This is a genomic window from Oleiphilus sp. HI0123 (assembly GCF_001635315.1).
This window is the reverse complement of record NZ_LWGE01001222.1, coordinates 1-11,430: the sequence shown is the minus strand read 5'-3', so window position 1 is coordinate 11,430 and position 11,430 is coordinate 1. Positions and strand designations below refer to the sequence as shown.

10 protein-coding genes are annotated in these 11,430 nt (G+C 43.7%); 7 read left to right on the top strand and 3 right to left on the bottom strand.

Annotated elements, in window-relative coordinates:
• From A3761_RS14000 to A3761_RS13980, 5 genes are all read left to right on the top strand, one after another.
• Positions 1-287 (top strand): SufD family Fe-S cluster assembly protein (locus A3761_RS14000; RefSeq protein WP_068750367.1); only part of this gene is annotated, 287 nt, incomplete at its 5' end.
• A 58-nt stretch (positions 288-345) separates the two neighbouring features.
• The gene (locus A3761_RS13995) at positions 346-1,557 is read left to right on the top strand and encodes an aminotransferase class V-fold PLP-dependent enzyme (protein ID WP_068513142.1); all 1,212 of its coding nucleotides are present in this window, start codon (positions 346-348) and stop codon (positions 1,555-1,557) included.
• 22 nt (positions 1,558-1,579) lie between these two features.
• Complete coding sequence (locus tag A3761_RS13990) at positions 1,580-1,945, top strand: iron-sulfur cluster assembly accessory protein (protein ID WP_068513144.1); 366 nt, start codon at positions 1,580-1,582, stop codon at positions 1,943-1,945.
• A 3-nt stretch (positions 1,946-1,948) separates the two neighbouring features.
• Positions 1,949-2,473 carry a putative Fe-S cluster assembly protein SufT gene (gene sufT / locus A3761_RS13985; protein WP_068513147.1) on the top strand — a complete coding sequence of 175 codons (525 nt, stop codon included), beginning with the start codon at positions 1,949-1,951 and terminating at the stop codon, positions 2,471-2,473.
• A gap of 191 nt (positions 2,474-2,664) precedes the next feature.
• Complete coding sequence (locus A3761_RS13980) at positions 2,665-3,123, top strand: SufE family protein (protein ID WP_068553456.1); 459 nt, start codon at positions 2,665-2,667, stop codon at positions 3,121-3,123.
• A gap of 109 nt (positions 3,124-3,232) precedes the next feature.
• Here the strand turns inward: A3761_RS13980 and A3761_RS13975 are convergent, their stop codons facing one another.
• Together A3761_RS13975 and A3761_RS13970 are read right to left on the bottom strand one after the other, a co-directional pair.
• Positions 3,233-4,579, bottom strand: coding sequence for a DUF3422 family protein (locus A3761_RS13975; RefSeq protein WP_068513152.1), 1,347 nt, complete (start codon positions 4,577-4,579; stop codon positions 3,233-3,235).
• Between the two features lie 70 nt (positions 4,580-4,649).
• Positions 4,650-6,476, bottom strand: a complete 1,827-nt coding sequence (locus A3761_RS13970; protein ID WP_068553457.1) for an ATP-binding protein — start codon at positions 6,474-6,476, stop codon at positions 4,650-4,652.
• Positions 6,477-6,842: 366 nt separating this feature from the next.
• Between A3761_RS13970 and A3761_RS13965 the strand changes: the two genes are divergently transcribed.
• Both A3761_RS13965 and A3761_RS13960 read left to right on the top strand, forming a co-directional pair.
• Entirely contained in the window at positions 6,843-7,187 is a 345-nt protein-coding gene (locus A3761_RS13965) for a molybdopterin-dependent oxidoreductase (RefSeq protein WP_082865419.1), read from the top strand.
• Positions 7,184-9,376: an ATP-binding protein gene (locus A3761_RS13960; protein WP_068554597.1), complete on the top strand. Its 2,193-nt coding sequence runs from the start codon at positions 7,184-7,186 to the stop codon at positions 9,374-9,376. The genes A3761_RS13965 and A3761_RS13960 overlap by 4 nt, the downstream gene beginning before the upstream one ends.
• Positions 9,377-9,548: 172 nt before the next feature.
• Here the strand turns inward: A3761_RS13960 and A3761_RS13955 are convergent.
• On the bottom strand, positions 9,549-11,430 hold a 1,882-nt coding region (locus A3761_RS13955), incomplete at its 5' end, for an EAL domain-containing protein (RefSeq protein ID WP_082870248.1).

Sequence of the window (11,430 nt, the reverse complement as noted above, 5' to 3'; positions counted from 1 at the left end):
CAATGAGTAACAAGAACCTTCTTCTTTCATCGTCTGCTGAAATCGATTCCAAGCCCGAGCTGGAAATTTATGCCGATGACGTGAAATGTGCTCACGGTACAACCATTGGTCAGTTAGACGAAACTGAACTGTACTACCTTAAAACGCGTGGCGTAACGCATGAACAGGCTCGCCTGATGCTAACCCTCGGTTTTGTATTGGAAGTGGTTCGGGCAGCCCCAATTGAAGCTATTGCAGACTTCTGGGAGCAGCAACTGGCAGAGCTGTTAAGTTACCCTTTAGATTAAATGATCGCGTCGTTAGTGCACCTGCGTCATAAAGAGCTATCAAGGTATTGAGTGATAAATGAATATTGAAAGTATTAGAGAACAATTCCCTATTCTAAACCAAGAGGTCAATGGCAAGCCTTTGATCTACCTTGATAGTGCCGCCAGTGCACAAAAGCCCGAAGCGGTGCTCGAAAGCATGGCGAACTACTATCATCATGATAATGCCAACGTACACCGAGGCGCGCACACCTTGGGTGACCGTGCAACGGCTGGTTTCGAAGGTGCACGCGAAACAGTTCGTCAATTTCTCAATGCAAACTCAACCAAAGAAATCATTTGGACCAAAGGAACAACTGAAGCCATTAACCTGATTGCTAACGGTTTGGCAAGTCAGCTAGAGCCTGGTGACGAGATCATCGTTAGCCGCATGGAGCATCACGCCAATATCGTTCCCTGGCAATTAGCGGCGGAGAAATGCGGTGCGCAAATTAAAGTACTCGATTTTGACGAGAACGGTGAGCTATCACTTTCCCAAGTTGATGAGTTGATTAACGAGAAAACCAAAGTCATCGCTGTCACCCACGTATCCAATGTCCTGGGCACGATTAACCCTGTTAAAGAAATCATTGAAAAAGCAAAGGCTGCCAATATCATCACCGTTATCGACGGTGCCCAGGCAGTGCCTCATTTCAAGGTCGACGTTCAGGCTTTAGACTGTGATTTTTATGCTTTATCCTCACACAAATTATTTGGCCCAACCGGTATCGGCGTGCTTTACGGCAAAGAAGCTCGCTTAGAAGCGCTTCCTCCTTATCAAGGTGGTGGCGAAATGATAGAGCGCGTTAGCTTTGAGAGGACTACCTTCAACCAGCTACCCTATAAATTTGAAGCCGGTACACCAGCGATATCCGAAGCCATTGGTTTAGCTGCAGCCATTGACTACATGGACTCTTTAGATAGAGAAGCGATCGAAACTCACGAACAAAAATTACTGGCACGTGCCCATGAATTAGCTGCAACGATACCCGGGCTAAGAATCATCGGCACAGCAAAAAACAAAGTACCCGTGATGTCCTTCCTGATTGAAGGATTACACCCTAGCGATATCGGCACCTTGCTCGACCAGCAAGGCATAGGCATCCGCACCGGACACCACTGCGCAATGCCGCTAATGGATCATCTTTCAATCCCCGGTACGGCTCGCGCATCCTTTGCTTTTTATAATACCGAACAAGAAGTCGAGCAGCTATTTGTTGCGCTAGAAAAAATTCAGCGCATGTTCGCTTGATACAGCATTAATAGGTACCATTATGTCTCTGGCAACATTTGATCCGAAAGTTGAAATCACTCTGAGTGAATCAGCAATTTCACATATATCCAAGCAGCTTGAAAAAGCACCTGATAAGAAAGGTTTGCGCCTATATCTTGAAACCAGTGGTTGCTCCGGTTTTATGTATGAAACCGATCTTTGCGAAGCACCTGAAACGGATGACCGAGTCTTTAATATTACCGACTCTCTGCAGCTATTTGTGCCTAACAAAGACTTACCCATGCTGAACGGCACCCAAATCGACTTTATCACGGTCGGCCTGAATTCAATGTTTCAATTTAAGAACCCTAATGTCACAGGCGAATGTGGCTGCGGTGAAAGTTTTTCAGTTACTGAAGAGTCTTAAGATATGGAAAGAGAAGTAGTTGTCACCAACCGTGAATGTGAAGCCCGGCTAGTACCCGCCGGTACTGAGATCATGGTTCCCAAGGGCTCTTTTGTCACCATTACCCAATCGCTTGGAGGCACTTATACGGTTGCAGTCAATGGTAACCTTGCACGCATTGAAGGCAAAGATGCTGATGCGCTAGGCAAAGAAGTGGCTGTATCCAGTTTTGAAACCCCCTCCGATGGCAGCGTTAGTAAAGACCAGGTATGGGAAGCCTTACGTGAATGCTATGACCCTGAAATTCCGGTTAATATGGTCGAGCTCGGTCTTATCTATGACTGCAAAGTTGTAGAAAATGAAGTCAAAATCAACATGACCCTCACTGCCCCTGGCTGCGGTATGGGGCCATCCATGATTGCCGATGTCGAGCGTAAAGTTGGCCAAGTACCGAACGTAGACAAAGTCAGCGTAGAGCTAGTATTCGACCCTCCCTGGAGTAACGACATGCTCACCGATGAAGCGAAATTAGAGTTGGGTATGTTGTAGGCCGCGGTTCAACCCGACAATCTCCGAGGCATACTCTAACTCACAACTAATACCAAGTTCCTGCATTGTCGGGCTAAAGCCCGACCTACATACAGCATGTTAACAGGGTAAAATCACCCCTTAAGAAAGCCTCGATCTGTATGATATAATCCCGCCCTCGGAATCATCGTTTATCACTTTAGGTCGTATTAATGAGTCAAGCTGCTAATCCAGACATGTTTAAAAACAACCCTTTTGGTACCGAAACTACGGATGCCGATATCCTTGAGGCTTTCGAATTTCTGGATGACTGGGAAGAACGTTACGCATATATCATCGACCTAGGTAAATCACTCCCGGCATTTCCTGAAGCAGAGAAGACTGAACTAAACCTGGTCCATGGCTGCCAAAGCCAAGTCTGGCTTGTTCACAACTTTGACGAAGCCAGCAACAAGCTTTTCTTTTTAATTGAGAGCGACGCCATTATCGTCAAAGGCCTTGCCTCTGTTGTACTGGCGACACTTAATGCACGCTCACCTGCCGAAATCGTCGCTAAAGATGTTGAAGCAATATTCAATGACATGGATCTGATGCGTCATATCAGCCCAACCCGAGGCAATGGCTTGCGCTCTATGCTTGAACGCATGAAGAATATCGCTGGAAATTTTTAGTTTTTAACGAACGTAAGCAGAGGGTTCCACCCCTTATATGGACTCTCCGTGCTAACCCGCCAGCGAGCCGTGGAAGGCTCTGCCTACGGTCTACTCGGTTAAGAGCCATTTAATTATTTCCCTTCAGTTTCTCATTTTCCTTATGTAGCTTGCGTTTCATTCGTCCCAAACCAAACATCACAAAACCAATAGCAAAAGGTACTGAAATACCGGTAACCAGCGTGCTGCTTTCGATTAAGCCGCCTGATTTTGCAGACTCTGCGACGTACTTCACCAAGCCAACCAGATAATAACTGATCGCTGCTACAGATAAGCCTTCAACAGCCTGTTGCATACGCAGCTGCAGCTTGCCACGGCGGTTCATGGACTGCAGTAAATTCTGGTTCTGCGATTCTATTGTGAGGTTCATGCGCGTTCGCAGTAATTCACTGGCTCTATCAATTCTGCGCGACAAGTCATCCAAATCTTTCTCTATGGTTTCACATGTTAAGTAAGCTGGCGTTAAACGACGACTTAGAAACTCACTCAGTGTCTGTAAGCCGCAAACCTCGCTTTCCTTTAACTCTTCGAGCCTGCTCATCGCTAAATGGTAGTATGCTTCAGTCGCTGAGAAGCGATAATTTGTTTCCGATATTGTCTGTTCAATCTGCGCAGATAAGTGGGTCAACGCTCCCATCAAACGACGTTCGTCATCAAGGTTTTTAATCTCAGTGATATTCTGAATGATCTCAGCCAGATTCAAGTTCATTAGATGAATATTCGGCCCTGTCTGCTTAGCAATCGGAAACGACAACAAAGCCATCATTCGATAGGTTTCCAACTCCAATATTCGACGCACCAAGCGGCCGGTCTGACAAGGATTCAAGCCCTTATTAACGATCAGAAAGCGCCCCATGGAGTCACTATGAATCCGGTACGCTGTCCAAACCTGTGCCTGTTTATCGCGAACGAAGCAACTTAGTAAGCGATGCCCCTCAAAATTATTACGCATGGCATCTACGGCGGATTGTGAGCTTTCATAATTATGAGATTGCTCTTCTTCTACCTCGACATGCAAACCACTAATCACCTTACCAGGAATCGCTTCCAACCACTCAGAAGGCAGTAATGAAAGCCCTGTCTTTTCAAAAGGTTGACTTTCTAACTGATGAATAAAGGTATAAGTTGAAAACTCGGTATGACGTTCCCAGCGAAACTCGAAACCACCGAAGTCTTGATAGTAGCAAGAAGCTTCTTCAGTCGGTGGATTAACACTATAGCGGGCACACAAGTTACATATATGCTGATATTCCCCTAAACGAAAGTCGACGCCAGTCTGCTCTACTTGATGCAGTACCGATAATTGAGAAACCCTGGCAGGAGAGGAAATAACCGGAAAGGGGCGCGTATGCAGCTCGTTAAACAGATGGTCACGCTGGTCGTAAAAGGTAATATTGTGTGGAACGCTCTGCCCCATAAAAAATCCCTGACTTATCTAAACATGCCAGAACTTTATCATATAGACACTAAGCGTATGTGGATTTATATCAATTTAAGGAGGGATTAGTACTGGCCAGAGCTTTGTTAAGTACACTTTGTAAATCTTCCAGGCGTAAGGGTTTTGCAAGAAAGTGCTCCATACCTGCCTCCAGACAGCCTTCCTGATCTTCCTCAAAAGCATTTGCCGTCACCGCAATCACCGGTTTGTCGTATCCAAGTTCACGTATTTGGCGAGTCGCGTCAAGACCGTTCATTATAGGCATACGTACGTCCATCAGGAGAATATCAAAATTATCGTCCTGTTTTATTCTATTCACCGCATCAAGACCGTCCCTTTCTACTTCGCAGTTAGAGATACCTAGTGAATTTAGTAATGCCTCGAGCATCACACAGTTCATTTCAACATCATCAACAATCAGCACCCGTACAGCAGAATAATCAACATCGTTCAGTGAATTGCTTGCGATATCCGGGTCTTGGTCTGTTTGTGGTTCTTCAACAAGCTCAACCGGCAGATAAACAGCCATTGTCGTACCCTTACCAAGCGAGCTATATACCTGTATATCTCCTTCCATTCGTTCAACAATACGACGAGTGATAGCCAGACCTAGACCCGTCCCCTCCATATGCTTTTGCGTATCATCACCCACCTGAACAAAATCCTGAAATAAACGTTTTTGGTTCTCTTCCGAAATACCATTTCCAGTATCACTCACCTGAATTTTCAACTGCCCATCACCTAGCATACTCATACTTAGCCCAATATGGCCTTGCTCCGTGAACTTTGCCGCATTAGATAGGAGGTTAAGAATAACTTGTGACAGGCGGTTAGGGTCGGTATTGATAAAAATAGGTTCATCAGCACCCGAGATAGAAAACTGAACCCCCTCTTGCACACGCGGTTTTATCAAACGATAGAGTTGACGCAGGCACTGTGAAAGATCAAAAACCTCTAGGTTCAGAGAAACGCCCTGCGACTCAAATTTACTGAAATCCAATACATCATTAATAATTGAAAGTAAAAGTTCACCAGAAGAAGTTATATTCTCGACACGAGCTTTAGCGCTAATATCCTTAATCTCTTTTGCTAGAAGCTGAGCATTCCCCAACACACCATTAAGCGGTGTTCGAAGCTCATGACTCATCGTAGCCAAAAACAACTCCTTACTTCTAGCTGCCGCCTGGGCTTCATTTGTAGCAACTTCTAGAGACTCCATCATCTTCTTATTTAGTCGAATCTCTTGACTTAATTCTTCTTGTTTACGCTTTTCAAGGCTAATCAAGCCATAGATACAGAATGCAACCGTACACAGAACGATTAAGGTAAAAATCAATTTGAGCCAAATCCAGTTTTCTGGAGAACTCAAAGAAGCAGGAAGTAAGTCAAGTTTAAGTAATGTGGCATTCAAGCTAATCAGAACAACCGACGCCAAGGCGATGTAAAAAGCACTTCTCGCACCAACTAACATAGCCGCCATTGCATAAGGTAAAACCCATAAGACGCTTGCAGGTCCCTCTAAAGACCTATTCATAAAATCTACATAGCAGACCAGAATTAAGCTAAGAGCGAGAAAGAATAAGGCCGCCCCTCGTAAGTGTTGCTTTTTCCACATAATCAACAAAGAAACGGGCTGCAGTGCGATCAGGAACATGGTTAGAACTCGCTCCCAAGGCAAGCTCTGTTCTACCATTAAAGTGAATGTCATACCAACAATTGAAAAGAAGCTCAGTATTAACACGAAAATAATGAGTGTTCTGGCTTGGAGAGCTTGCGATGAATCGGCGCGCACAGCTTCAGGAATGCAGGCATCAACAAAACGGTCAAACTTCCCCACAGGCGAGGTGGGTTGACTAACTTTACCCTCCTGGTTCATAGCCTCTTCCGAGGAATCCTGTTTATGTAGGGAATACTTCGCGTTCAATGCTGACGACTCTAAATGAAATGTGTTCACTAAAGGATAAGCGACAAATCATGTATTCGCCATATTTACAGAGAGAGTCAATAGGCAAAGCATTAGCTTCGATCTTTGCTATGCTTATACAAGTAAGAATCGCCTTGCCTTTAAACAAAGAGCGGAAGACAGATCCTATGAAAAATCTACTATGCACACTCTTATTGCTACCTTGTTTTCTTCATGCCGAAAGCCTACTTCCCCCACCTTCAGGTGAGGTTATTCTCGAAGTCATTGGTGACTTAAAGCTTAGCAACACTTGATGGCGAAGCTCACTTTGACCGAGGGATGATTGAGGCACTACAAACGTCAAGCATTGTCACCGCCAATCATGTACTTTCCAAACCAACAAACTACAAAGGTCCAGTTCTAGGAGACCTACTTAATCAACTTGGCGCTAGAGGGGACAGTGTTTTTGTTACTGCGCTTGATGATTACACAGCCGAGTTAAAACGCAGCGAAATAGAAAAGTATGACGTACTACTAGCAACCCATGAAAATGGAAAAATGATGACCATCGATGACAGAGGACCGTTTTTTATTGTCTTCCCCTTTGATAAATATAAAGAGTTGAGAAGAGACCTCTATTACAACATGTCCGTCTGGCAAATAAAATCTATCGAAGTTGAATGAGCAAACAACACAAAACTCTATCAAGTCGAATAGCAACCCCGAAAACTTTAGTTGCCATCTTCGTTCTTCTCGCGCTGATTATTTTGGCGGGCGTAAGTTTTTCTATCAATTCAATTAAAGACATTAACAACGATGCAGTTGAACCTTATCTGGCGATAATTAATAACAATCTCGGGGTTAACCCCAAATTGCTAAAAATCATCTCCCTCATTCAGGACTACCAGGCCGAAACAAGTTCAAAAAACATTAAGAACCTGAAAAAAGGTTTTCGCATTATGCGCGGCAGTATACTCAACGACCTTGATAGCGAAAAAACAAAAACTTTACACCAAGAATTTGGCGACCTCGATAAACTCAGCAAAATCACCTCGACACTTAAAGGTTTTGGGGAGCCGATTGCACAACTCCATGAAGAGAATCATGCAACCAACCTTAAACTAGTCAAGTCGCTACGTAAAAAGCTCGGCCGTTTATATAACAAATGGAACGTTTATAGCCGTAAAGTGATTCAGGAAGTCGAGCATGCGCAAGCGAAAACATGGACAAGCTGGAGCCATCAACTCAAGTTGCAACTCTACTTTTTACTGGTCATCGCCATCACGAGTGTTATCGCCATCGCGCTAATGTATCAATTATATATCAGCCAAATACGCACTGGGCAGGCACTTGAGCGTCGAACGCAGGAACTTGATGAGGCCAAGACGATGGCTGAGCAAAGCACTAGAGCAAAATCGCGTTTTCTCGCCAATATGTCACATGAAATAAGAACACCACTAAACGGCATCATCGGTTTGAGCAAACTGACTTATAACCGTATTCAGGACAGCGAAGTCAAAAGTTACCTTGAGAATGTTGTCTTATCTGGCAGCTCATTACTTCAAATAATCAATGACGTCTTGGATTTCAGTAAGATAGAAGCCAACAAAATCACATTGGATCAGGCAGACTTTGTCCTTGAAGACATTATCAGACCTCTAGCCACATCGATGAATTTTGCAGCGAAAGCGAAGAATATTTCCTTCATCTTATTAACGCCGCCAAATCTGGCTATTCCACTTTGTGGCGACGCTACCAAAATCACGCAAATCATTACCAATTTATGCTCGAACGCAATCAAGTTCACTGAAACCGGCGGGGTCACCTTAAAAATTGATCTCACCGAGAATTACACGCAACCTTACTTAAAGATTCAAGTAAAAGACACAGGGATAGGGCTAAGTGAAGAACAACAAAAACTAATATTCAGAGAGTTTGTTCAGGCAGATGACTCGACTACCCGTAAATTTGGTGGAACAGGCTTGGGCCTGAGTATTTCACGTAGTTTCATTGAGTTAATGCTCGGAACTATTCGAGTTGATAGCTCTTTAGACAAAGGCTCGTGTTTTGATGTATCGATACCGCTTCGAAAGAGCAAAGATGAATCACAAGATGTTTTATCATTTACACACTTATCAGAAGAGGAAAAAAACCAGCTCAGCAATCTTAAGCTGAAAGTTGTTAGCCCTTGCACCTTCGAAACTGAAATAATATCAGCAGATCTCAGAAGTTCAGGCCTTAATATTAATGCTGAGCCAAGCAGTCATTTATTATTTTCATGTAACCAGGATATACCCGATTTAAGCACTCGCGTTAACGCGTTATTAGGAAAATACTCCTTGCCCACCATACTTCTTCTAAGTAGCGACCTAATCCCCCAGTTCGATGATCTGCCTAGCTCGGTTCACTTAATTGAAGCTCCCTACACTAGTGAAAAAGTACTCAATCACTTTCTAGATAAGCAAACGTCAATAGCCTCAGATGAAGAAACGCCTATAACACAAAGTTTAAAAGGCAAAAAAATATTAGTGGCAGAAGACAATAAAATTAACCAGCTAGTAGTAAACGAGACACTCCTCTTACTCGGCGCAGAAATCACGTTTGCCAACAATGGCCTAGAATGTATTCAATGCTTACGAGAAAGTCAGTACGACCTGATACTGATGGATATTCAGATGCCAGAAATGGATGGCTTAGAAGCTACACAAATTATTATCACAGACTCGCTTGCTCCGGACACCCCTATCGTTGCATTGACAGCGAATGTCTTTAAAGAAGATATTGACACTTATATTGCTGCAGGAATGAAGGCCCACCTGCCCAAACCCTTCGAGCCTGAAGCCTTATGCCAACTTATTGAAGAGCTCAGCTAAAATCAGCTCTAAGTATCATCAAATAACCGCGCTATGAACACTTTATTAAATTGCATACCCTTACTCCCAAAACCCTATCGCGGGTTAATGTTCGCTAATAGTACTAAACAGAGCTAAATCCTATGAGTGTACTTATACACTCATAGCCAAGGTAACGAGCAATAGCTAAGATCTACTCTCTTAAGAATGAAACCAGTTCATTTTTCGGCATAGGTTTAGCAAAATAGTAGCCCTGGAATACATCGCAGCCATTGGCTGCCAAAATATCAGCCTGTTCTTTAGTTTCTACACCTTCAGCGACGACGGGAATAGATAAACTCTTGCTTAAGTTGATAATACTTTTTGCCAGTAGCCAATCCTGCTCGTCAATCAAAATATCATTAACGAAGCTTCGATCGATTTTCAGTTCATTGATAGGTAATTTACTCAGTACACTTAGAGAAGAGTAGCCTGTACCAAAGTCATCCAAAGAAGTATACACGCCCAATAACGAGACCTGATTCAATACATCCTTTGCTTTGTCCAAATCTTCAATAAACAGGCTTTCTGTCACCTCAATCATCAAAGTAAGCGCTTCTCCGTCATACCTTTCAACAAGCTGTTTAATCATAGGGACAAAGTCTTCATTAAGCAGTTGCCTCACCGAAACGTTAACCGATACTCTCAGTTTAAACGGCGCGTGCTGACTCTGTTTACAAGCGTCAAGACATTCGTCCAAAGCCGTTTTTAGTACGAACTCACCCAGTTCATGAATCACGCCCGCTGCTTCTGCTACCGAAATAAACTGATCGGGCGGAACAAAACCCAAAACATCACTCTGCCAGCGAACCAAAGCTTCGACACCTAATACCTTCTGGGATTGTGAGTCGACCTGAGGCTGATAGACGACACACATTTCACCCTTTTCTAACGCATTAAGAAGTTCTTTCTCAATATCAGCAGCACGCTTGGTTTTCTCTTCCATTCCCACGGAATAAAAACAGATATCGCTCTGTTTTTGCTTCGCTTCGTACATGGCCATGTCTGCCTTTCGCTGCAGCTCATCCAGAACCTTGCCATCAAAGGGACTGATTGCAACCCCGATTGAAGCCTTGATGGAAAACTCTAAATGCTCCAACGAAACTGGGTTTCGTAGCACCTCCAGGTAAGCCTTACACAACTTGTTTAACTCACCTTTATCACGCATACCCGTCAAGATAATAAACTCATCGCCTCCTTGTCTGATACACATACAATCTTGGAAGTGTTCAGTAGTTCTGCTCGCCACTTCACAAAGAATCTGGTCACCAACAGAGTGACCATGTAAGTCATTACTCGACTTAAAGTTATTCAGGTCAATATAGAGTAGAGAGAAGCCCTGAGCATACTTATTTGCCCAGGATTCGAAGTTCTGTGTCAGAAAGCGCCGGTTAGGTAACTTGGTTAGCGGGTCATGTTCAATCTGGTGATGTAGTGACTGCTCCGTCTGTAAGTGGAGACGAATATTCAAACGGAAAATAATAAATAAGCCGATATTAAACAGAATAAAGGCACTAAGGACCCAAGACAGGGTGTACCAAAATTTATCATAGAGCAAGTCAAGTCTAGTGCTAACAATGGTAAAATGCTCAAACACAGGGTCATAGCTAATCGATGCAAAATTTAGCTCACCTCGTTTATTAGGCACAATCGCTGAAACAAGCTTGTCGCCTGCCCGAAGGGCTTTTATTCCCACACCTGCTTGAACCTTGAATAAGTTATCCACATATTCAACGAATTTACTCTCTACCGCCGAGCCATACCAATCCTGATATTCATTTTCATCAATATACGAGACATATTGACGATAGTAATCGCCACGAACGACTGTCAAAGCAAGGTGTTTTGGTAGATTTTCTCTAGACCATAAACCATGAGAAGCGCCTAGTTTAAAGCCTGCTACCACAACAGCTGCAACCTGTCCTTCGCTATCTAATACCCGAAGCCGGATAGGTATGACCCACGAATTCAATGCTTGGAAGTAATAGGTCCTTCCCATCACTAATTTCGATGATTCCAGGGTCTTGCGAAAGGTG